The sequence below is a fragment of the Arcobacter peruensis genome (assembly GCF_003711085.1).
Lineage (GTDB): Bacteria > Campylobacterota > Campylobacteria > Campylobacterales > Arcobacteraceae > Poseidonibacter > Poseidonibacter parvus.
Window position 1 is genome coordinate 1,422,312 of record NZ_CP032363.1, and the last position, 24,207, is coordinate 1,446,518.

Annotated in this window: 16 protein-coding genes; 9 read left to right on the forward strand and 7 right to left on the reverse strand. The window is 27.4% G+C overall.

Going from position 1 to position 24,207, the window contains the following annotated elements; translation table 11 throughout:
* Position 1: 1 nt before the first annotated feature.
* Genes D3Z07_RS07170 through D3Z07_RS07180 form a run of 3 tightly spaced genes read left to right on the forward strand, consistent with a single transcriptional unit; the run spans position 2 to position 6,923 of the window.
* Complete coding sequence (locus tag D3Z07_RS07170) at positions 2–1,564, forward strand: hypothetical protein (RefSeq protein WP_122893463.1); 1,563 nt, start codon at positions 2–4, stop codon at positions 1,562–1,564.
* On the forward strand, positions 1,561–3,750 hold the full coding sequence (locus D3Z07_RS07175) for a WD40 repeat domain-containing protein (RefSeq protein ID WP_122893464.1): 2,190 nt from the start codon (positions 1,561–1,563) through the stop codon (positions 3,748–3,750). Before D3Z07_RS07170 ends, D3Z07_RS07175 begins: the two co-directional genes overlap by 4 nt.
* Before the next feature lie 11 nt (positions 3,751–3,761).
* Positions 3,762–6,923: an AAA family ATPase gene (locus D3Z07_RS07180; protein ID WP_122893465.1), complete on the forward strand. Its 3,162-nt coding sequence runs from the start codon at positions 3,762–3,764 to the stop codon at positions 6,921–6,923.
* A gap of 141 nt (positions 6,924–7,064) precedes the next feature.
* On the opposite strand, the gene D3Z07_RS07185 is transcribed toward D3Z07_RS07180, so the two are convergent.
* From D3Z07_RS07185 to D3Z07_RS13860, 7 genes are all read right to left on the reverse strand, one after another.
* Positions 7,065–7,967 (reverse strand): IS3 family transposase, encoded by a 903-nt coding sequence (locus tag D3Z07_RS07185; RefSeq protein WP_122893061.1) that lies wholly within the window; start codon positions 7,965–7,967, stop codon positions 7,065–7,067.
* The gene (locus tag D3Z07_RS07190; RefSeq protein WP_076083151.1) at positions 7,943–8,239 is read right to left on the reverse strand and encodes a transposase; all 297 of its coding nucleotides are present in this window, start codon (positions 8,237–8,239) and stop codon (positions 7,943–7,945) included. The genes D3Z07_RS07185 and D3Z07_RS07190 overlap by 25 nt, the downstream gene beginning before the upstream one ends.
* 305 nt (positions 8,240–8,544) lie before the next feature.
* Positions 8,545–8,847 (reverse strand): DUF2958 domain-containing protein, encoded by a 303-nt coding sequence (locus D3Z07_RS07195; protein WP_122893466.1) that lies wholly within the window; start codon positions 8,845–8,847, stop codon positions 8,545–8,547.
* Between the two features lies 1 nt (position 8,848).
* Complete coding sequence (locus D3Z07_RS07200) at positions 8,849–9,538, reverse strand: Rad52/Rad22 family DNA repair protein (protein ID WP_122893467.1); 690 nt, start codon at positions 9,536–9,538, stop codon at positions 8,849–8,851.
* Positions 9,539–9,548: 10 nt separating this feature from the next.
* Complete coding sequence (locus D3Z07_RS07205) at positions 9,549–10,145, reverse strand: hypothetical protein (RefSeq protein WP_122893468.1); 597 nt, start codon at positions 10,143–10,145, stop codon at positions 9,549–9,551.
* A gap of 10 nt (positions 10,146–10,155) precedes the next feature.
* On the reverse strand, positions 10,156–10,971 hold the full coding sequence (locus D3Z07_RS07210; RefSeq protein ID WP_122893469.1) for a DUF932 domain-containing protein: 816 nt from the start codon (positions 10,969–10,971) through the stop codon (positions 10,156–10,158).
* Positions 10,972–11,108: 137 nt separating this feature from the next.
* On the reverse strand, positions 11,109–11,261 hold the full coding sequence (locus D3Z07_RS13860; RefSeq protein ID WP_164707210.1) for a hypothetical protein: 153 nt from the start codon (positions 11,259–11,261) through the stop codon (positions 11,109–11,111).
* Positions 11,262–11,520: 259 nt separating this feature from the next.
* On the opposite strand from D3Z07_RS13860, the gene D3Z07_RS07215 reads away from it, so the two are divergent.
* Genes D3Z07_RS07215 through D3Z07_RS07240 form a run of 6 tightly spaced genes read left to right on the forward strand, consistent with a single transcriptional unit; the run spans position 11,521 to position 24,204 of the window.
* A complete protein-coding gene (locus tag D3Z07_RS07215) occupies positions 11,521–11,697 on the forward strand; it encodes a helix-turn-helix domain-containing protein (RefSeq protein ID WP_122893470.1) in 177 nt (58 codons plus the stop codon).
* Positions 11,698–11,699: 2 nt separating this feature from the next.
* Positions 11,700–14,462: an SNF2-related protein gene (locus tag D3Z07_RS07220; RefSeq protein WP_164707211.1), complete on the forward strand. Its 2,763-nt coding sequence runs from the start codon at positions 11,700–11,702 to the stop codon at positions 14,460–14,462.
* Positions 14,459–17,383 (forward strand): DNA methyltransferase, encoded by a 2,925-nt coding sequence (locus D3Z07_RS07225; RefSeq protein ID WP_122893472.1) that lies wholly within the window; start codon positions 14,459–14,461, stop codon positions 17,381–17,383. The genes D3Z07_RS07220 and D3Z07_RS07225 overlap by 4 nt, the downstream gene beginning before the upstream one ends.
* Before the next feature lie 2 nt (positions 17,384–17,385).
* Positions 17,386–19,977, forward strand: coding sequence for a TrlF family AAA-like ATPase (locus D3Z07_RS07230; RefSeq protein ID WP_122893473.1), 2,592 nt, complete (start codon positions 17,386–17,388; stop codon positions 19,975–19,977).
* Positions 19,965–21,131 (forward strand): RNA-binding domain-containing protein, encoded by a 1,167-nt coding sequence (locus D3Z07_RS07235; RefSeq protein WP_122893474.1) that lies wholly within the window; start codon positions 19,965–19,967, stop codon positions 21,129–21,131. The genes D3Z07_RS07230 and D3Z07_RS07235 overlap by 13 nt, the downstream gene beginning before the upstream one ends.
* Entirely contained in the window at positions 21,121–24,204 is a 3,084-nt protein-coding gene (locus D3Z07_RS07240) for a DEAD/DEAH box helicase family protein (RefSeq protein ID WP_164707212.1), read from the forward strand. The genes D3Z07_RS07235 and D3Z07_RS07240 overlap by 11 nt, the downstream gene beginning before the upstream one ends.
* Positions 24,205–24,207: the final 3 nt, after the last annotated feature.

Below are 24,207 nucleotides of genomic sequence, written 5' to 3' on the forward strand. Positions count from 1 at the left end.
TATGAATTTGAGTGATTTTTTAACTTATATTGGTTTCTTTATAGCTGCATATAGTATAACACAAGAATATAATAGAATAAAATTTAGACTTAGTAGTAAATACTGGTTAGTACTATTTTATCTCTCATTATTTTTAATGTTTTTCTCTACATTTGATTGGTTAAAAACACTATTGATTCAAGAATATTATATAAAATGCATATTTAATGATTTTTTTTGGCAATCAAAGTATCAGATTATTTTTCTAATTAATATAATTAGTTTATATTTTATGTACACTTCTACCAAGTTAAGAAAAAGCAATAGTAAAGAATTTTATGAATTATTATATGAATTAGAAACAGAAAAGAAATATTCATATTTTGATAAACTTGTTAAAGAAAATTTAGAAAATATATTTAAATACAAAAATTTAATAAACTTAAGAGTTAGAGTTTATAATAAGATTGATCCATCTATAAGTCATAACAAAAGAATAATGAATAATAATAGTGAACTATCACTTAAGAAAAAAAAGTTTTTAGATGATGGAGGAGATTTTAGTAAATTAAATAATATAGGAAATATCCCAAGTACCAGATATACATTTATTGAAGATAAGAGAAGATCAATATCAAATATTTTAAAAACAAACAATAATGATTTTGAAAATATTTATAATATTACTGTTGCCAATACTAACAGAATAAAATGCTATAAAAATTATGATGAAAATTTTGCTTTGGGAATCTTAAAAAATATTGCTAAATACCAATATTATAGTGAGTCATTTAACTACATAGAAAAATATTTGACTGTAAACCTAATGGATAGAAAATCATTGTTATTTAAAAATTTGTATCATGATGAAAATAATATTCAAACTAATTTTATATATGAAAATCAAAATTATGAAGCAGGATTTGATTTAGGTTATATTATTTGTACGGTTATTGTAAAACTATTAAAAAAACATCAACTATTGTTATCTAAAAATAAATATGACTATGGAAATAATGAGCATATAAAACATATATATCAATTGTATGAGTTACTTGGTAGGCTAGATGGTAATAAAACTCATTTAAATGGAGAACCACTTTATATTCAAAGGGATTTAATCAAACTTATTGATTTTACTAAGACAGTAGAAAACCAAAATATTGCATTTGATATTTTATTAAATCAAATTAATATAATACAAGAACTACTACTTAGTTCAAAAGAAACAAATAATCTTAATTTATATGAATCTATGTTAATAAATATTTTTAATATTGATAATATTCTTGACAACATATTAGTAGAGATAGGTTTATCTTACAGTAATTATATATTTGATAATAAAAATGGTAAAACTATTGAAGAAAAAATTGAAGAATTTAGAATATTTATAATATCAAATCAAAATAATATAAGCTGTATACAGGTTTTTATGAAGGTATTTGATGAACATAGAACATACAATGGAAGAGATTATATTTCTTACACAAAGAATTGTAAATCTAAACAAATGTATTGGAAAACAATTTTTGAGTTTTTAGATACTATAGAGCAAAGAATGAAAAAGGAAGCAATTAAATGAATAACACCCTAACAACAAACAAAAACAGTAAACTAGCCCTAGCTAAATCAAAGAGCTTACTTAATATCACCAATAAAATATTATCTAAAAAAGATATAGATACTTTAGTACAAAGTTTCGAATATAAAACATTTATAAGAGAATTTGGTCACTCTGATGGGGTTAATTCAGTAACAATAAGCCCAGATGGAAAATATATCATCTCAGGAAGTGGTGATAATACTATAAAGATATGGGATATAAACTCAGGTCAATGTTTAAATACTTTAAAAGGTCACTCTGGTGAAGTTAATTCAGTAACAATAAGCCCAGATGGAAAATATATCATCTCAGGAAGTTATGATAATACTATAAAGATATGGGATATAAACTCAGGTCAATGTTTAAATACTTTAAAAGGTCACTCTGGTGAAGTTAATTCAGTAACAATAAGCCCAGATGGAAAATATATCATCTCAGGAAGTGGTAATCTTAGTGAAGACGGTAAAATAAAAATATGGGATATAAAATCAGGAGAATGTTTAAATACTCTAGAAGGTTACGAGGGTATGGTTAACTCAGTAACAATAAGCCCAGATGGAAAATATATCATCTCAGGAAATTGGGATAAAACTATAAAGATATGGGATATAAAATCAGGTGAATGTTTAAATACTTTAAAGGGTCACTCTGATTCGATTAGTTCAGTAACAATAAGCCAAGATGGAGGATATATCATCTCAGGAAGTGATGATATATCAGAAGACAGTGAAATAAAAATATGGGATATAAACTCAGGTAACTGTTTAAATACTTTAGAAGGTCACTCTGAGGGGGTTGAGTCAGTAATAATAAGCCTAGATGGGGAATATATTATCTCAGGAAGTTATGATAATACTATAAAGATATGGGATATAAACTCAGGTCAATGTTTAAATACTTTAAAAGGTCACTCTGGTGAAGTTAATTCAGTAACAATAAGCCCAGATGGAAAATATATCATCTCAGGAAGTGGTGATAAAACTATAAAGATATGGGATATAAACTCAGGTGAATGTTTAAATACTTTAAAGGGTCACTCGGAGGGGGTTTCGTCAGTAACAGTAAGCCCAGATGGAAAATATATCATATCAGGAAGTGGTGATAAAACTATAAAGATATGGGATATAAAATCAGGTCAATATTTAAATACTTTAAAAGGTCACTCTGGTGAGGTTAATTCAGTAACAATAAGCCCAGATGGAAAATATATCATCTCAGGAAGTGGTAATCTTAGTGAAGACGGTAAAATAAAAATATGGGATATAAAATCAGGAGAATGTTTAAATACTCTAGAAGGTTACGAGGGTATGGTTAACTCAGTAACAATAAGCCCAGATGGAAAATATATCATCTCAGGAAATTGGGATAAAACTATAAAGATATGGGATATAAAATCAGGTGAATGTTTAAATACTTTAAAAGGTCACTCTGGTGAGGTTAACTCAGTAATAGTAAGCCCAGATGGAAAATATATCATCTCAGGAAGTGGTTATTTTTTTGAAGACGGTAAAATAAAAATATGGGATATAAACTCAGGTCAATGTTTAAATACTTTAAAAGGTCACTCTGGTGAGGTTAATTCAGTAACAATAAGCCCAGATGGAAAATATATCATCTCAGGAAGTTATGATGATAGTATAAAGATATGGGATATAAAGTCAGGTGAATGTTTAAATACTTTAAAGGGTCACTCTAATTGGGTTAGCTCAGTAACAATAAGCCTAGATGGGGAATATATTATCTCAGGAAGTTCGAGTAACACTATAAAGATATGGGATATAAAATCAGGAGAATGTTTAAATACTCTAGAAGGTCACGAGGGTACGGTTAGCTCGGTAGCAGTAAGCCTAGATGGAAAATATATTATCTCAGGAAGTAGAGATAACACTATAAAGATATGGGATATCCAATCGCTTAAATGTATTTATACTATCGATAACAGATACAAGGTTGCAATAGATAACGATGGATATTTCCGAGCAAATGATGAGAAGATAGAAAAATATCTAGTAGTAAAAGAGTCGTCACTAACAAAAAGAAAACTAACATTGGAAGAGATAAAACACTTTAGAAAAAAAAGTGATTTTTTAGAGATAGGTCAGATAAAAGAAAAAGCAAAAATACAGCCTATAGATATAAATAATGATTGGGAAATACCGTTTTAGGAATAGAATAAATGAAACAAATATTTAAAAGATTAGAGATAATTAAATCATCTTTGGAAATTGAAGATGAAGAGATAATTGAATTACAAATACTAAAACTAAAAGATTTAGATATTGACGATATCATAAAAGATATTATCTCTAGACTTGAGAGATTGGAATATAATAGTGTGATAACTGATATACAAAACTATCTCGTAAAATATAACGGGATGGTAGAATATATAGATAGTGAACTTGCAGAGCTAAAACTAGAACTAAAAGCATCAGAAACTACACTACAAAAACTAAGTGAACAAAAAATAGAATATTTAAATGAAATAGATGAATTCAATACCGAATATCACTTGCAATTAGGTGCTATTATAGAAAATATTCTCAATCTAAAAAAAGAGATACTCTATAAAAAAACTATAAAACAACAAAAAATAAAAGAGCAATATAGAGAAGACTTAGAAACCTATGAAGATACAAGAGCTACTATAGAGGAGCTACACTCAACAATATCCGAACTAAAAGAAGCACTAGATAATATAGATGAAACCCATGATCAATATGATGAGATAAAAGATGCTTATGATGAGCTTCAAGAAGAGCTAGAAAAGCTAGAAGAAGATATCAAAGAGCAAAAACAAAAGCTAGATGATACAGATGAAACTATCAAAATAGATGATGATGTATTTGAAGAGTATGAAGATATTAAGTCAAACTATGAAGAGTTTAACCATGAATATGAAAACCTAAAAAAAGAAGATGAAAAAAATATAAAACTCTCCCATAGTGATAAAAAAGAGCTTAAAAAACTCTATAAAAAAGCAGCAAGACTTTGTCCCCCTGATATAGTAACAGATACACTTAAAGAAAAAGCTCACGAAATAATGCAAGCACTCAATGATGCATATAGTAAAAAAGATATAAATCAAGTAAAACAAATACTTCTCTCACTAGAAAATGGTACAAGCTTTGAACTATCAAGTGATAATATCAACGATAAAGAACTTTTAAAATCAAAACTAAAAGAGTATAAACAAACTATAACAGAATTAAAAAATGATATAGAAGAGATAAAAAGTGATGATACATTTATCACTATATCTAGTCTTGATGACTGGGATAAGTATTTTGAAGAGTTAAAAAATGAACTTTTAAAAGAGCAGGAGATTTTGGAGATTGAAGCTAGAAAAGTTTTGAGAGAGAAATATAAAGCTGAAAAAAATTTAATTAAAAGAGACAAAGATTTTACAAATAAAAATAATCGTAAAATTATAAAAGAAAAAAAAGGATCATTTTTATCAAGTATTGGTGAAAGTATAACTAATAGTATAGATACATTCAATGGTGGAATACAAACATGCAGAGAAACACTTGAACTTACAAGAAATGCTCTTCAAGATGCAATTGAACAATCAAAATTAGATTTGGTTAATACAAAAAAGAAAGCTGTTATTCAATATCTCGATTTAGGTTTTTCAATAGAGGATATATCTAAGGAATTAGATTGGGAAATAGATATAATACAAAATATAATAAAAGAACAAACCATAAATTCTGAAAGTTACATATCTACCATAAAATATTTATCCACATCTGCAATAGCCAGACGACATAATATTCAAGCAAAACCAAATCTTTTTGATAAATTATTAGAATTAAACTTACTATATAAAGATGATAAAGCTTATAGACTAACTTCTGAAGGGAAAAAAACTGGTGGAAAATATAGAAATAATGAAAAAGGTGAAGAGTGGGTAGTTTGGGAAGAAAACTCTTTAAATGAAATTATAGAAGACTTAAAAGTAAAACCTGTATTGAGAGATAATGAAATACAAACATTAACCACTCATCAAAATCAGATATATGATAAAGTAACTACAAATATAGAAGATATTTTCAATGGATTATTTATAGGTGAGAATAGAATATCAATTAGTGGTTCAGCAGGGGTTGGTAAAACTTTCCTAATTATTAAGATTATTCAATATTTAAAACAAAATGAATTTAGTTTAATTGTAACAACTCCTACTCATAAATCATTATCAGTTATTAGAAATAACTTGCATAAATACAATATTGATGATATTCCCACTAAAACATTACACTCCTTCTTGCAGCTAAAATTAGAAATTGATGAAAGAACAGGTTCAAAAGTATTTGTAGTTGATGACAAAAATAAAGAAGAGAATACAACAGAAGTATTAATTGTAGATGAGAGTTCTATGATTGGTAATGATTTATTTAACTTTATAAATCAATCAATAGAGGAAGGTAGAATTAAGGCAGTTATATTCGTAGGGGATCCTTATCAACTTCCTCCTGTTAATAGTGAAAAAAATACTATTTTTAAATTAAAAAATTCATATTTATTAGAAGAAATAATAAGACAACAAAAAGATAGTTATATTATAGATATTGCAACTAGAATAAGAGATTGTATCATTAATCAAGATTTTTCATTAGATATCGAAGACTTTTTTCAAAAGAATTTAAAAGAGTTAAAAATATTTACAAATGAAGATAACTTCTTAAATCTTTTCTTTAGAAATGATTCAGAGTATTGGTATTCTAAAGATCAAATTATTGCAGATTATACTAATAAGAGTGTAGATAGGTATAATCACATAGTTAGAGAAAGATATTGGTCGGATAGAGGTATTTCAAATCCTAATCAAATTGAAATAGATGATATAGTTGTATTTCAAGAAGCTGTTCTAAAAGGAGAAAAAGTAATTTACCAAAATGGATCTATTACTAAAGTTAAAAAAGTAAGTCAAGGATATGATAAAGAACTTGAGTTGTCATTTTGGTTGTGTGTAGATGAATATGAAAGAGAGTTTAAAGTTGTAAATCATCTAAATAATAACAAATATCAGCATATGTTAGAAAATAAAATAAAAGAAGCAAAAAGTGCAAAAGCAGGATATGAAAAAAAACTAAAGTGGATTGAATATTATAAATTTAAAGAAAAATATGCAAGCATTAAATTTAACTATTCAAGTACAATTCATAAACTTCAAGGTAGTACTTATGATACTGTTTTTATTGATATTAGAAAAATGCAAAATCTATATAAATACAGTAACAATATAGAAAAAGAATTTTTATTTAGATTGTTATATGTAGCTGTTACACGTGCTTCTAAAAACATTAATTTATTAATGACAATTAACAACTAAAGTGAGTGAAGATAAGAACTACATAGAAAACCTGAATTAGATATAAATAATGAAAAATTGAAAGACCATTATAACTTCTATTCAATAGAATGGAGTATAAATGGAGAGGTAACTAAAATTCATACACTTTTTTGCTTATCCCTAAGCCACCATTTCACTTTGTAACGCATTTTGTTTTTCTTCAAATTTAACAGGAGATAAATTTCCTACATAACTATGACTTCTAACTCTATTATAATAAAATTCAATATATTCAAATATCTCTTTTTTAGCTTGTTTCTTTGTATAAAAATATGTGTTATAAACTAATTCTTGTTTCAATGATTTAAAAAAACTCTCAGCAACAGAATTGTCCCAGCAATTGCCTTTTCGACTCATACTTTGTGTAATATTGTTTTTTAATAATAAATCTTTATGGCTATAAGAAGCATATTGTGAGCCTCTATCTGTGTGCCAAATGAGTCCAGAAGGTGGATTCCTATGAAGTATTGCCATACTTAATGCATCATTTACCAATGATACTTTCATCGTATCATCCATGCTCCAGCCAACTACTTTTCTTGAGTATAGGTCAATTACCGTTGCTAAATATAACCAGCCTTCACCTGTTGGAATGTAAGTAATATCCCCTACATATTTTTGATCTGGACTTGAAGCATAAAAGTCTCTATTTAAGATATTAGGTGCAATTGGCAGATTATGATTAGAATCAGTTGTATTTTTATATCTTCTTTTCATTTTAACTTTTAGATTTAAATCTTTCATGATATTTGAAATACGTCTTCTTGAAATAATTAATCCATATAATTCTTTTAGTTTATCTCTAATCCTACGAGTACCGTAGTTATTCCTACCTTGAAGAAAAATAATCTCAATTAATTCATTAAGTTTTTTATCTACTTTTTTTACAACAGACCCTGTTTTTATCCAATGGTAATAAGAAGATAAATCTACTTTAACAACTTTACACATAAGCTTAATGCTAAAACTCTTTTTATTCTCAAATATCCAAGCATACCTTATAGAGTTTCTTTTGCGAAGTATGCTGCTGCCTTTTTTAAAATGTCTCTTTCTTGTTTTAGTATTTTATTCTCACGTCTCAGTCGTTTTAGTTCTTCATTATCACTTTCTTTAGAAGAAGAATTTATATCTCGTATTGGTATATTATGAGCTTTTTTATATATAGTAACCCAATGATATAATGTCTTTGTATTTAAACCTAAATCTTTTGCTACTTTTACAACGCTTTCACCATCATTTAAAATTAATTGTACTGTGGAATCTTTGAACTCTTTACTGTATTTACTCTTTCTCATTTGTAACCTTTATTCATTTTATTTTATCTCAGAATTGTTAAATTCCGAGTATGAATTCATGTTACCACTCCAAAACAATAAATAGGATACAAAGTTCTGAATAATCTCTTCCTCAACCTCTTATATTTGGAACATTAAGCACTCTTATTAGTTTTTCGTGTTCCACAAAGTGTTCAAAAAGTAAAAACTGTAAAGTTCCACAAACCTTATGGGATTATGGAACAAAAAAAGTGAGTATTTAAATTACATATTTAAAGCTTTACCATACTTCTAAAAGCAATATTAGAGTTTTTGTTTCTATCATATTATGCAGCCTTTTTTATCTTTGATAGTGGTGAAGGAGAAAAGATTAAATCTCTTTCTACTCCTATACCAAGGCTTCCTTTTAGTTCAAAAAGTTCTGCTAGTGAAAAATAGCCAAGCTCTCCACTACAAAATGATGATACTACATATCCAAAGCAAATATCACCATCCATTGACATTTCTGTCACATACCAAGTCCAGCCATCTAAAAACAGTTTTACATAAACAATTGGATCTTTTTGGTCTTCTGTTGCATAAAATGGTGGAATAGTTTTTCTAATCTCTTCTGGTATTAAATTACCCATATCAAGCCGCCCCTTGTTCAATTTGTTTATACCAACTTTTAGTTTTTGGATCAAATCTAAACCCACAAGCTTTTATTGAGTCTTTTTTAGCATAAATATTATCACCCATTACTATTAAAAATCCTTTATTTTCTACAACATCTAATCCAATATTAAAAAGTGATTGATATTCATATTGATTAAAAGATGATTGTTGATTTTGTGGAGTAGGACTTCTTGTATCTTGATTACTATTTTGAGATTGGTTTGGTGTATTGTTTTGATGGTTTTTAGACTTATCATAAAGTGAATTACCAAACTGATTTCCTAATGAACGTAAACATCTTTTCAATGAATCTGTCACAGCCTCTTTAGCCCCATTTTCATGTGCATCAGCTAATGTCTTAGCTATTCCAGTTCCAAAGCCTACATCCTCTTTATAGACGTTTCTAGAGTGGCTTTCATCATAAATTAAAATCTTTACAATAGCCTTATAACAGATAACTATATTTTGGTTTTGATTTGTTTCTTGTGATACTTGTTCTAATTTAGTAACTGAATATGACCAATTGAAGTTAAACACTTTATTTGCTGTTTCAATTAGATCAAATCCCTCTAAGTAAGAAAGATTTACAGTGCCCTTACTTCTACTTTTTATTCGCTTACTAGCTAATGGTAAGTCTAGTACTTTTAATACTTCTTTATTAAACATATTTTTCTCCTTATGCTACCATTTCAGATTTTTCTTCAATGATTAATATTTCATCAGTTTCATTATTTGCAGATGCCTTTTTTGAATTTACTTTTATTTTTGCAGGTGTTGATACAGTAAGCTTTGTAACGTCAATTAAGTCTTTCAATTCATCTAAACCTTTCTCCGTCTTGATTGCGTCTTCTACCCCCTTTAAATCGACGCTAAAGCACACATATCCAAGACTCATTACCTTTTGTTCATCTTTTACAGAAATAATGTTCTTTTCTTTTGAAGATGCCTTTGTTAAGGTAAGAGATGACACTTTATTTCCATCTATACGATCTATTCCATTTTCTTCAAATATCTGTGCAGTTAACTCTTTTGCAATCTCTAATGCATTTATTAGTTTCTTTTTTAGATTTTGAAGTTCAATTATATCTTTTGAAAGACAATCTATTTTTGACTTGGTCTCATGAAGAGAAAGTCCTATATAATCAGCCCTCTGGTAATATGGTTTAGATTTTTCTGTTAAAATTGTTTGTAAATATTCCTTAAAAAACTTTGACGATTTTAAATCTGAGAGACATTCTATTTGAGTTTGTAGCTGATAATTCACTAATTTCATACCTTACTCCTTATGCTGCTATTAGATAATCAGAATTTTTGATTGAAGCTATTTTTTCAGCTATCTCCCAAATGCCTTTATTTACATAAGTATCAGTAGAGATTGAAGTAATCTCTTTACTTGTAAATCTTCTTTGTGTTTCTTTATTAGTTCCTGATAAATTTCCACGTATTAAATTTTCTTGAATAACATTTAGTACCGTATATAGGTCATCTTTTTCATCTTCTTCTCTATGGGGTACAAGTAAGTCTTGATAGTCTATTTCTAGGTGTTCTTCAAATCTTAGAGGAAGTGAGCTTTTTGCAAATGACTCTTTTTCAAGTGTTGAGAGTTCAATAGATTCAAGCTTTTTGATTTTATTCATTAGCTTTGCTTTAACTGCTGTAATATTGGCAACTGCATTTGCAACATCATTATCACGTTCACCTAGATGCTTGATTTTATAGCTATCAAAAACACTATCAGCAATTACTAAACCATTACTACAAACAAATCTATAAATTCCTGCACTAATAGAAAAACTTTTACTTCTATCATGAGAATTAAACAATAATATTTCTACTGCATTCTCTTGTGGATTTAGTAAATCATCCATGTGTTGGAACTTTACAAGGTGCTGTTGGAAGTTTTCTTTTTCTTCATCTCTTACATTTGCTTGAGAAACTGATACTGGATACCAATTATTTGTTCTTATTTCTTCAACTACATCAATAGTTTGAATAAAGTGATATTTATCTGATACTTCACTGTGTGCTTGTTGAGTGAATAACGCTGGTGCTTGTTGTTTTAACTGTTCATTTGTTAATGGGTATATATTTTTTGACATGATTTTTCCTTTTTGTTTTATATTTGGGTTTTTAGACTGATTAATAACTTAGTTATCTTCTTTATCTAGTGTTTCTTTTAGAATGGTAGCGGTGGTAATTATTATTGCTAATACTATACTTGGGGGTATATTCATCTTTATGCTCCTAGTATGGGGTTATAATTTGAGTTATTGACTGATTGTTCATGGTCTTTTTCCATTTGAATTAAAATTTCATTACTAGGATCAGTAATAAATTTCAGTAACCACTTTTCATATGCTAGATTTACTTTGAAGTTTTTACTACTCATAATCTGCACCTTTTATCTCTTTTCCACCCTCTACTATCACATATAGTTTTATTTATTATATCTTTTGGTTTGGTAGAGAAAAATATACTTTTTAGTTTTTTTAACATTAATACTCCTTATATTGATTTCCTACTAATAATATATTTTTATAATTTTTTTGAAACTCCATTTTCATCATTATTGTGGACTATTCAGTATTAAATATTATATTTAGGCTATAAAAGATAAAATATAATAATTTAATAAATAAGGTTGCTTTATGGAAGGTCGTTGGTTAACAGTTGATGATATATGTAAATACTTATCTGTAACAAAAGATACTGTTTACAAATGGATTGATACTCGTAATATGCCTGCAAATAAAGTAGGTAGAAAATGGATGTTTCAAAAGAGTGAAGTTGATAGATGGGTAAAAAGTGGAAAAGCAGCGGATTAAATATGTATACACAATATCACTCTAAATATTATTCACATTTATTAACCCTACAAAACAACTCTAATAGTATAGAGAGACTATCGCAATCTATATTTGATGCTAAAATCGATTTAAATCCACATCAAGTTGAAGCATCCCTATTTGCATTTCAATCACCACTACAAAATGGTGTAATATTAGCAGATGAAGTTGGTCTTGGTAAAACAATTGAAGCAGGTCTAGTACTTTGTCAATATTGGAGTGAAAGAAAAAGAAAAATAATCATAATTGCACCAGCAAGTTTAAGAAAACAATGGAGTATGGAATTAAAAGAAAAGTTTTTTATAGACTCGATTATCATAGATGGTACAACATTCAAAGAAGAAATCAAAAAAGGTAATAAAAATCCTTTTATACAAGATAACAAAGTGGTAATTACATCTTATCCTTTTGCTTCTAGAAAAGAAGAGTTTATCTTCTTAGCAGGTTTCCAACTTTCAATTCTAGATGAAGCTCATAAACTTAGAAACTTTCACAGAGGTGAAAAAGCAAAACAAGCATATAGTATAAATAAAGCATTAAGAGATACGAAAAAACTACTACTTACAGCAACTCCTTTACAAAACTCTCTCTTAGAAATCTATGGATTAGTAAGTCTTATCGATCCTTTTGTATTTGGAGATAAAAAAGCATTTCAAAAACAATTCAACAGTGGAAACTTGACTGTAAGTGATATAAACGATTTAAAAAATAGATTAAATCCAATAGTTCATAGAACACTTCGTAAAGATGTACTTGAATATATCAAATACACAAAAAGGATACCACTAGTTCAAGAGTTTACACCAACAGATGATGAGATCACCTTGTACAATTTGATATCAGAATTTTTACTAAATGAGGAATTATATTCTATTCCAGTTGCACAAAGAAACCTTATTACACTAGTAGCAAGAAAACTTTTAGCGTCATCTACTAAAGCTATTACTGGTACTCTTGAGACTATGATAAAAAGACTGGAGAACTTAGCTCATGATGAGAGAATGGAAATTAATCAATTTATTAAATTTGAAGATGATGAAGAGTTAATCGATGAATATCTAGATGAAGAAGATAACCATACTTCTTATGAAAAAATAGAAATTAAAAAAGAAGATATTAAAGCTATTGAATCAGAGATTGAACAACTTAAATCTTTTATAGATATTGCTAAAAGTATTGAGGTAGATACTAAAGTAAAAGCACTCTTACAAGCACTTGATAGAGGTTTTGAAGCACAATCAAAACTAGGTGCAAATAAGAAGTCAATAATTTTTACAGAATCAAAAAGAACACAAGAGTTTCTATTTGAATATCTTGAGGACAATGGATATAAAAATAAAGTTGTTTTATTTAATGGTACAAATAATGATAAGAAATCAAAAGAAATTTATAATAACTGGATTGATAGATATCAGGAAACAGATAGAATAACAGGTAGCAAGACAGCTGATATGAAACAAGCTATTGTTGATTATTTTAAAGATGAAGCTGATATATTAATAGCCACAGAAGCTGGAAGTGAAGGTATCAATTTACAGTTTTGTAATATGCTTATTAATTATGATTTACCATGGAATCCGCAACGAATAGAACAACGAATTGGAAGAGTTCATAGATATGGGCAAAAACATGATGTAGTTGTAATAAATTTTTTAAATAAAAAGAATGAAGCAGATAGAAGAGTTTATGAACTTCTTAGTTCTAAATTTAAACTGTTTGAAGGTGTATTTGGTGCTAGTGATGAAGTACTTGGCACAATCGCTAGTGGTGTAGATTTTGAAAAAAGAATACTCCAGATCTACCAAACTTGTAGAACAATAACACAAATAGAAAAAGCATTTGAATCTTTACAAGATGAGTTTTCATCACAGATTAATGAAAAAACACTAAAAACAAGAGAACAACTAATAGAGCATTTTGACCAAGATGTACATTTAAGATTAAAAAATCATTTAGAAGATATGCAAACTTCAAAAAACAAATTTGAAGAATATTTACATTTGATTTCAAAGATTGAAAATATTGATTTACCTAAAGATGTTAAATTCAACTCATCAATAGTTCAAAATATGTTAGAAACCTCAATATCAAGAGAGCTTGAAACTACAAAACTTGTTTTTAATCTTACAAACCATACTTATAAAGTTTCTACACTTGAGCCTTACAAGAACAAAAGTGGTTTTTTATTGGTTACAAAAGTTACAATAGACTCTTATGATACTGAAGAGTACTTAGTTGTAACTGCATTAACAAATGATTATAAAAAAATAGATGATGAAGTAGCTACTAAACTATTTTCATTAGAAGCTAAACAATCATCAAAAACTCATATAGATAATAGTGATATTCAAAGGTTAAAAGAGATATATCAAAAGCAAAAAGATATAATCTTAGAATCAAACGAACAAACAAATAGTGAACACTTCTCAAACGCAAGTATAAAGCTTCATAAATGGTCAGATGATAAGCTTAATGAGATAAATAAAGAACTCAAAGAGACAAAAGCTAAAGTAAAAGAACTAAACAGGCAAAGTTCTTCATTAACTCAAATAGAAGAGATAGAAAAGATTCAATTAGCTATTAAAGAACAAGAGAGAAAAAGAAAAAAAATTCAAAGAGAGATTTTTGATATTGAAGATGAAATAGAGAACAAAAGAGATGAGCTTATAGAAGAGCTAAAATTAGCAAAAAAACAAGAAATTAAAGAAATAGAATTATTCATATGTGAATGGGAGATTAAATGACTGAAAAACAAGAAAAGCTGATTAAACTATTAGAGGATATGTTCCAACTAAACCAAACAGATTTAGATTTTGGAATATATCGAATAATGAATGCAAAAGCTGATGAAATAAAACAATTTATGCAAAAAGACTTAATAGAATCTATAAAAAATGCTTTTACTTCAAATAACAATGATGGACTACAAAAAGAACTAGATGAATTAATATCAAATATTACAAATGCAGGGATGAATCCTGATGATAGTCCAAAAGTAAAAGAATTAAAAGAAAAACTTTCATCATCTACATCTAGCCAATCACATGAAAATGAAGTTTATTCATATTTGTCAAATTTCTTTAGCCGTTATTACAAAGATGGTGACTTTGTAAGCCTAAGAAGATACAAAAAAGACACTTATGCTGTTCCTTATGAAGGTGAAGAGGTTAAACTTCACTGGGCAAACTCTGATCAATACTATATAAAAACTAGTGAGTTCTTTAGAGATTATACTTTTAAAATAGAAGATAAAACATACCACTTTAAAATAGTTGAAGCTGATACTGAAAAAAATAACAATAAAGCAAGTGATGAAAAAGAGAGAAGATTTGTATTAGATTATGAGTATCCAGTTTATGAAGAGGATGGTGAGTTGTTTATCAGATTTGAGTATAAACATATAGGAAAAGAAAAACAAGAAAAACTGAATGATAAAGCAGTTGAAGCAATACTGAAAGAAGAAAATTTATTAATTGAAAATTTAAGAATTTTATCTCCTACAACTAAAAATAAAACTAGAACATTACTAGCAAAATATCTTACTGATTATACGGCTAAAAACAGTTTTGACTACTTCATTCATAAAGATTTAAAAGGCTTTTTAACTAGAGAACTTGACTTTTTTATAAAAAATGAGATTTTATACATCGATGATATTTTAGAAGTATCAAGTTCACAGATAGAGAGTTCACTAAACAAGGTGAAAACTTTTAAAACTATTGCCAATAAAATCATAGCTTTTTTAACTCAACTTGAAGAGTTTCAAAAAAAACTATGGCTTAAAAAGAAGTTTGTTATAGATACAAACTACTGTATAACACTTGACAAAATACCACAAAAATACCATGAAGAGATTTTTGCCAATGATGCACAGCTCAAAGAGTGGGAAGAGCTTTTTAGTACTACAGAAAAAAGCGATTACCTGGTAGTAGATACAAAGTTTTTTAATCAAGAATTTAAAAATAGACTACTGAGTGAGTTTGACAATATAGATGAAGAGTGTGACGGTATACTGATAAATAGTGAAAATTTTGGAGCATTGAATCTTCTTCAAGATAGATATAAAGAGCAGATAAAAACAGTTTATATTGATCCACCTTATAATGCTCAATCTAGTGAGATACTATATCTTAATTCTTACAAAAACTCATCATGGTTATCATTAATAGAAAATAGAGTAAATACAGCTAAAAAGTTATTAAAAAAAGAATTTGTCTTTATAACGGCAATTGATGAAGTAGAAAATTTTCATTTAGGAATGATGTATAATGACTTATTCCCAAATTGTGAAAATTCCACAATATCTGTTGTTCATAATCCAACAGGTCAACAAGGTAAAAACTTTTCATTTACTCACGAATTTGCACATTTTATATATCCATACAATGTAGAAAGTATTGGACTTGAAGATAGAAATGATAAAACTAAAGAAAGTAAACCTGACATTAGACCATTAAGAAATGTATCATCTGGTAAAAACCATTTACGAGAATCTGCAGCGAACTGTTTTTACCCTATATTTATTAAGAATGGTCAAATTACTGGGTTTGGTGATGTATGTGATGATAATTTCCATCCTGAAGGAATAAATGAAACACTCGAAGATAATACTATTGCAGTCTATCCAATTGACCCATCAAATATTGAAAGCAAGTGGGTATTTGCTAGAGATACAGTTGAATCTATTCTTAGTGAATTGACACCTGAATATAATACTAAAAAAGGCACTTGGGATATTATTAGAACAAAAAGCCATTTTAGATACAAGTCACTTTGGTCAGATAAGCGTTATAATGCAAATAGCTGGGGAAGTGTTATTTTAAATAATATGTTTAATAGTACTCCATTTACATATCCTAAATCAATTTATACAGTCTTAGACTCTATTGATGCTGGGTTAAAAAACAATTCTAATGGTACAGTTTTAGATTTTTTTGCAGGCTCTGGCACGACAGGTCATGCAATAATAAAACTTAATAGAAAAGATAATGGCTCTAGAAAATACATACTAGTTGAAATGGGTAACTATTTTGATACTGTTACAAAACCTAGAATACAAAAAGCTATTTATAGTGATAAATGGAAAGATGGTAAACCTCAAGACAAAGGTGGTATTTCACAAATGTTTAAATATTTCAAGCTTGAAAGCTATGAAGATAGCTTAAATAATCTTGCTTTTAAAAATGTAGATAAAGATTTATTTACAGATGAAATTAAAGAAGACTACCTATTAAATTATATGCTTGACTATGAGACAAATGAATCATTATTAAATATAGACGCATTTAAAACTCCATTTGATTATAAACTAAAAATAGCATCTTCAAGTGCAGGTGAGACGGTAGAAACAAATGTAGACTTAGTAGAAACATTTAATTATCTAATTGGATTAAAAGTAAAAACAAGACAGATGATAAAAGGATATCTTGTAATTGAAGGTCAAAATCTAAAAGATGAAAAAATACTTATCATCTGGAGAAATGGTCAGTCAAATGATGAGTTAAATAGTTTCTTTGAAAAAATGGACTTTACAGTTTATGATAGAGAATTTGACACTATCTATGTAAATGGTGACAATAACCTTGCAAATCTAAAAAAAGATGAAGACCACTTCAAAGTTAAACTAATAGAAGAAGAGTTCAAAGCTAAAATGTTTGGAGAGTAATTATGAGTGATAAATTTTCAAATGGTTCTGTGTGGGTAAGATTCGATTCGCATCTACATACAAAAGCGGACAAAGAGTTTAAATATAGGGAACATGAAAATGAGTTTGCTACAAAATATGTAGAACAACTTAAAGCTGAAAAGATTGATGTAGGAATAATCACTAATCATAATAAATTTGATATTGATGAGTTTAGAGCATTGAAAAGAAAGACAAAGAGGGAAAATATTTTTCTTCTTCCTGGTGTTGAACTTTCAGTAAATGATGGAGCTAATGGAATACACTGTTTAATAGTATTTAATCAAGAAGAATGGCTTGAAAATGGGAATAATTATATAGAACAATTTTTAAATGAAACATTTGCAGGAAAAGCAAAATCAAATTACGAAAATGAAAATGGTAGAAGTAATGATAGTTTAATTACAACTATTGAAAAGTTAAATAAATACCATAAAGATTACTTTATAATATTAGCTCATGTAGAACAGAGAAGTGGCTTTTTTAAAGAGTTGGATGGTGGTAGAATTCAAGAGTTTTCTAAACATAAATTATTTAGAGAAAATATTCTAGGTTTTCAAAAAGTAACGAAATATGATTTAAGTATTTGGAATCAATGGTTTGATAATAGTTTACCAGCATTTACAGAGGGAAGTGATCCTAAAAAGATTGATGAGATTGGTAAAGGAGAAAAATCTTATATCAAAATTGGTGATTATAACTTTGAAGCAGTAAAATTTGCATTGCAAGATAAAGATTTCAGAGTAAAAAAAGAGAAACCTACAATTGAAAATGGATACATAAAGTCAATATCATTTGATGGAACATCATGTAAACTTGATGGACAGACAATAGAGTTTTCAAGTTCTATGAATAACTTAGTAGGTGTTAGAGGAAGCGGAAAATCATCTATTATAGAAGCTATTAGATATAGTCTTGATTTACCATTTGGAAATAATAGTGTAGACACTAACTATAAGAATGAACTAGTAAAACAATTACTGGGAAGTGCAGGTAAAATTTCTATAAAAGTTGAAGATAAAGATGGTAAAGAGTTTACTATTGAAAGAGTATTTAATCATGCTTGTGAGATAAAAGTAGATGAGGAACTAAGGAATTTAAATACAAATCAAATTTTAAAGAAGCCTCTATACTTTGGTCAAAAAGATTTATCTAACTATAGAGATGATTTTGAAAATGATCTTATCTTAAAGCTAATTGGCGATAAAACCAAGGAAATTGAACAAAAAATTGATACAAAGAGACAAGAGATAAAGATTCAACTAGAAAATATAAAAAAGTATGATAATTTAGGAACTAAAAAAGAGGAAGTTGAACAAAAAATAGAAGAGCTCAATATGAAAATAGAAGAGTTTAAAAAACATAATATAGAAGAAAAACTCAAAAAACAAATAGAGTTTGATAAGGATAATTCAAACTTTACAAATGTCATAAAAGATCTACAAGAATTTAGAGATGATGTAAATAGTTTCTTATCAAGCTATGAGAACGGTGTGTTCTTTGATACTTTAAAAAGCTATCAATCTAAAGAAAATCAAGATATTTTTAATGAACTATACAAAATTATAGATACATCAAAACAAAGCTTTTTAGATATTTCAAATCAACTTAAATTGTTATTGGATAGCTTTAAAAATATTAACACTGTTAATACCTCTTTTAAAGAAAGATATAAAGCATTTAACGATGAATTTTTAAAGATTCAAAGAGAAATTAACCTTCCTAATAATTTAAGAGCAGATGATTTTATTAATTATACAAAAACACTTAACTCTCAGAAGTTAATGAAAAATGAGATTGAGAAATTATCTGAGAAAAAAGTTGAAGGGAAAATAACTCTTAAGAAATTATTGTCCCAGCTAAATGAACTTTATAGGGAAGAGTTCAAAATTATTGAAGATGAAGTTAAAAAGATAAATGATTCTCAAGAATCTATAAAAATAAAATCTGAATTTAAAGGTCAGAAAAAGGATTTTGATAAGTTTTTAAGAACTGTATTTAGTGGTAGTGGTTTAGCAAAAAATGACTATGATAAACTAACTACTTATATTGACCCTGTAGCAATATATGAAGACTTTGAAAATATATCAATGGGCGGGAATAAACTTTTAGTTTTTAAAGAAAAATTTGAAAGTTCATTATCGTCTTTATTAACATATAAAGTTCCTAATAAAATAGATATCTTTTATAATGGAAAAGAGTTAACAAAACATTCATTAGGACAAAGAGCATCTGCTCTTATTATTTTTATACTTACACAAAAAGATAATGATGTGATTATTATAGATCAGCCAGAAGATGATTTAGATAATCAAACTATTTACAATGAAGTTATTAAAGAGCTTATTAATTTAAAAAGTAAAACACAATTTATTTTTGCTACTCATAATGCAAATATACCTGTTTTAGGAGACTGCGAGCAAATTGTAGTGTGTGATTATGAAGAAGATAAAATTGATACAGATGCAGGAAGTATTGATAATCATAAGATTCAAGATAGAATTATCAACATTATGGAAGGTGGACTAGAAGCCTTTGACAAGAGACGGGAGATTTATAACCTATGGAAACACTAGAACTAATCGAAAGAATAGGTAATGGAGAAGATAGCTTTACTCAATTTAAAAGTAATATCAAAAATATAACTTCACTTGCTTATGAACTTATGGCTTTTTCAAATGCAGAAGGTGGAACTTTAATTATTGGAGTTGATGATAAAACAAATGATATTATAGGTTTAAACGATGAAGATATACATAGGTTAAATCAATTATTAGGAAACGCAATAAGAGATAAAGTAAAACCATTAATATATCCAATAGTAGAAATTAAACTTATTGATTCAAAAAAAATTTTAGTAATAGAAGTAAATAAAGGAATAAACAAGCCATATGATGTTGATGGTGTCTACTATACAAAAGCAGGTAGTGATAAAAGGCAGGTTTCACAAGAAGAATTAAGAAGATTATTCGCAGAATCTAAGAAATTATTTGCAGATGAAGAGATAGTAAATGGTACTGATATTGGTGACCTAAATATTCATGTTTTTGAAAACTATTTAAAGAAATTTGATGCTTCTTTATTTCAAGAATATGAAAATAAAGATTTAGATTTAAAAACACTATTACAAAACTCTGATATTATGAGAAATGATAATTTGACTATTGCAGGTAATTTAATATTTGGAAAAGATCCACAAAAATATAATAAGTCATTTTATATAGATTGTTGTTATTTCGATGGAAATGATATAGATGTTACAAATTATATTGATGAAAAAAGAGTATATGGTACTTTTGAAACATTATATGAAGATAGCCTTAGATTTTTAAAGGCTAACCTACAATCAAGACAACAAGAAGAAGATTTTAATTCTAGTGGTGTTTTAGAAATTGATGAAATTGTATTAAGCGAACTTATAATTAATACTCTTATTCATAGAGATTATCAAATCAATGCTCCTATACAAATATTTATGTTTCACAATAGAATTGAAATAATTAGTCCAGGTAAACTTTTTAATTCATTAACAGTAGAAAAAATAAAGCTAGGGAATACAATAAGAAGAAACCAAACACTAGATCGAATTTGTAATGTTGTTCTTCCTTATACCGGAAGAGGAAGTGGTATTCGAAGAGTAATAAAAATCAATCCAGAAGTAGAATTTATTAATGACACAGAGAAAGAGCAATTTATATGTATTATTCCTAGGAAACTGCATGAGATTTAATGAGAAACTAGTACTTAATCAATATATATTTTCATTATTTGGTGTAGAAAACTTTGAAGATTTTTTAAAACATGAACCAATAATTAAAACTGATACAAATTTAGAAAAGATAGACGAAGAGGGAATCTCTTTGTACTATCATCTTTTGACTAGTAGATTTTTTACAAATTTAAAAATTGACAAAATTAAGCTACTTGAATACGATAATAATATTGTAAGACATACACAAGAATTAAAAAGAGAAGTAAAATGGAAATACTTCCAATATATGACTTTACTTTTTACAGAAATATACCTTGATATGTATTTTTCTAACAAAGATGTTTTACTTAAAAATTTAAATAACTTTTTAAAAGAGTTTAATTCAAAAATAGCAAAGAAAGAACAATTAGAAGAATTTAAAATAGAGGATCTTAACAAACTTGCTTTTTGGAATGCAACAGGTAGTGGAAAAACACTTTTGATGCACATCAATATCTTGCAGTTTAAACATTATAATAAATCTTCATTACACAAAATAAACAAAACAATACTTATTACACCCAATAGTGGTTTAAGTAATCAGCATTATAAAGAGTTTGAAGAAAGTGGTTTAGAAGCTGAAATATTTAATAAAGATGGTAATAACCTTTTTACTGGTGATTCAATAGAAATTATTGAAATTCACAAATTAAAAGATGAAGAAAAAGAGACTACAGTTGCAGTTGATAGTTTTGGAGAAAATAACCTTGTATTTGTAGATGAAGCACATCGTGGTAGTAGTGGTGATGAATGGAAAACAAATAGAGATAAACTTAGTAATGAAGGTTTTGCATTTGAATATAGTGCAACCTTTGGACAAGCTGTAAATAGTGCAGCAGCAAAGAAGAAGAAGGAACTAGTTGAAGAATATAGCAAGTCAATTCTTTTTGATTATAGTTATAAATATTTTTACGAAGATGGATTTGGGAAAGACTATACTATTTTAAACTTAAAGGATGAACCAAGTAATGATATAAAATATAATTATTTAGTTGGTTCAATTTTAAGTTTTTACCAACAAAAAAAGATTTTTGAACAAAATAGTTCTAAAATGAAAGAATATAATATTCATAATCCTTTAATGGTATTTGTTGGAGGAAAAGTATCACAAAATATTAGTAAAGCAGAAGGATCAGATATTACTAATGTTTTAAAGTTTTTTCAGAAATTTATAGATGAAAAAGAAAAGACGATAGAAGCTGTGAAAAATATATTAGATTATAAAGGTGGTATTAACACTACAAGTGGTGTTGATATTTTTACCAATAGATTTGATTATTTAAGTTTTCTTAATCAAGAAGCATCTGCTATATACAGTGATATATTAAACTCAATGTTTCATGGCTCAAATGGAAAATTACACCTTGATGAATTAAAAGGTCAAGATGGAGAAATAGGATTAAGAGTTGGAGATGGAGAATATTTTGGAGTAATCAATATTGGAATCACTAGTGATTTTAAAAAACTTTGTGAAGAACAAGAACTTGATTTAACTACAAAAGATTTTTCACACTCTTTATTTCATGGCATAAATCAAGATGATTCAAAGATAAACTTCCTAATTGGTTCTAGAAAATTTAGCGAAGGATGGAGTAGTTGGAGGGTTTCATCTATGGGGTTACTAAATATGGGTAAAAGTGAAGGTGCTCAAGTTATACAATTATTTGGTAGAGGTGTTAGACTAAAAGGTAAATCAATGAGTCTAAAAAGAAGTACTTACTATGGTAAAACGCTAGAGACAAAATACACAAAAGTAGAACAGCTTAATATTTTCGGACTTAGAGCCAACTATATGGATGAATTTAGAAAATATCTTGAAAATGAGGGAGTTCCAAGTGGTGAAATGCTTGACTTTATGTTACCAACTATTAAAGATACTAAATATCAAGGGAAAAACTTAAAAGTATTAAAAGTAAGAGATGATAAAGATTTTAAAAGAGAAGAAAAAATTGATTTATTATTAAATACAAAACCAGCTATTACAAAAAAGGTAGTTGTTAACTATTATGCTAAAGCACAAGTAATCGGAGTAATTGCAAGTAATGACTATATGACAAAACCTGATACTTATAAATTTACAAATAAGGATTTAGCATTTATTGATTTAGATAAAGTATTGCTAGAGCTTATCAGATATAAAAATGAAAGAAACTATTTTAATCTTAATATTTCAAAAGACTCATTTTCAGAGTTTATAACATCAAGCCAATGGTATACATTAGAAGTACCAAGCAAGTATTTTAGTATTAAAAGATTTGAAGATTATAAAAAAATTGAAGATGTATTTATAGCACTTTTAAAAAAATACATAGATGAATTTTATAAATACCATAAAAATGACTGGGAAAAAGACTTTTTAGTCTATAAAGAAATTGAAGATGATGATAATAACTTTGTTGATAATTATAAAGTTTCTCTTGAAGACAATAGTGAAAACAGTGATATTATACAAAGAATCACACACATTAAAGAAGATCTAGACAAAGGTTTGTTGCCTAGAAATATAAGTTTAAGCTACTTCAAATCATTTACATCAAATACTCACCTCTATAATCCTCTGCTATTTAAAGACGGTAGAGTTAGTAAGATTAAAATATCTCCTATAGAGCTTAATGATGGTGAAATAAAATTTGTAGAAGATTTAGAAGATTATCTAAATCAAAGAGATATAGACAATAGTGAAATATTCTTATTGAGAAACAAATCAAAAGCAGGTGTTGGTTTCTTTGAAGATGGTGGCTTTTATCCAGACTTTATTTTATGGGTATTAAAAGATGGTAAGCAATATATTAACTTTTGTGATCCAAAAGGAATAAGAAATCTAAATCCTAAAACAGATCCAAAAATAAACTTTCATAAGTCAATCAAAGAAAAAGAGCTTAAACTAGCGGATAGCAATATAGTCTTAAATTCTTTTATCATATCAAATACTCCATTTAACGAAATTCAGGATTTACATAGTGACATTAGTAAAATAGAAATGGAAAATAAAAATGTTGTATTTCAAAATGAAAGTGGATATATCAATTCTATGTTTACAAAAATTTTATAGGAT

Bases quoted from the DNA above. Each gene is read 5' to 3' on its own strand.
- D3Z07_RS07170 (WP_122893463.1), top strand. From the start codon at position 2: ATGAATTTGAGTGATTTTTTAACTTATATTGGTTTCTTTATAGCTGCA.
- D3Z07_RS07175 (WP_122893464.1), top strand. From the start codon at position 1,561: ATGAATAACACCCTAACAACAAACAAAAACAGTAAACTAGCCCTAGCT.
- D3Z07_RS07180 (WP_122893465.1), top strand. From the start codon at position 3,762: ATGAAACAAATATTTAAAAGATTAGAGATAATTAAATCATCTTTGGAA.
- D3Z07_RS07190 (WP_076083151.1), bottom strand. From the start codon at position 8,239: ATGAGAAAGAGTAAATACAGTAAAGAGTTCAAAGATTCCACAGTACAA.
- D3Z07_RS07195 (WP_122893466.1), bottom strand. From the start codon at position 8,847: ATGGGTAATTTAATACCAGAAGAGATTAGAAAAACTATTCCACCATTT.
- D3Z07_RS07200 (WP_122893467.1), bottom strand. From the start codon at position 9,538: ATGTTTAATAAAGAAGTATTAAAAGTACTAGACTTACCATTAGCTAGT.
- D3Z07_RS07205 (WP_122893468.1), bottom strand. From the start codon at position 10,145: ATGAAATTAGTGAATTATCAGCTACAAACTCAAATAGAATGTCTCTCA.
- D3Z07_RS07210 (WP_122893469.1), bottom strand. From the start codon at position 10,971: ATGTCAAAAAATATATACCCATTAACAAATGAACAGTTAAAACAACAA.
- D3Z07_RS13860 (WP_164707210.1), bottom strand. From the start codon at position 11,261: ATGAGTAGTAAAAACTTCAAAGTAAATCTAGCATATGAAAAGTGGTTA.
- D3Z07_RS07215 (WP_122893470.1), top strand. From the start codon at position 11,521: ATGGAAGGTCGTTGGTTAACAGTTGATGATATATGTAAATACTTATCT.
- D3Z07_RS07220 (WP_164707211.1), top strand. From the start codon at position 11,700: ATGTATACACAATATCACTCTAAATATTATTCACATTTATTAACCCTA.
- D3Z07_RS07225 (WP_122893472.1), top strand. From the start codon at position 14,459: ATGACTGAAAAACAAGAAAAGCTGATTAAACTATTAGAGGATATGTTC.
- D3Z07_RS07230 (WP_122893473.1), top strand. From the start codon at position 17,386: ATGAGTGATAAATTTTCAAATGGTTCTGTGTGGGTAAGATTCGATTCG.
- D3Z07_RS07235 (WP_122893474.1), top strand. From the start codon at position 19,965: ATGGAAACACTAGAACTAATCGAAAGAATAGGTAATGGAGAAGATAGC.
- D3Z07_RS07240 (WP_164707212.1), top strand. From the start codon at position 21,121: ATGAGATTTAATGAGAAACTAGTACTTAATCAATATATATTTTCATTA.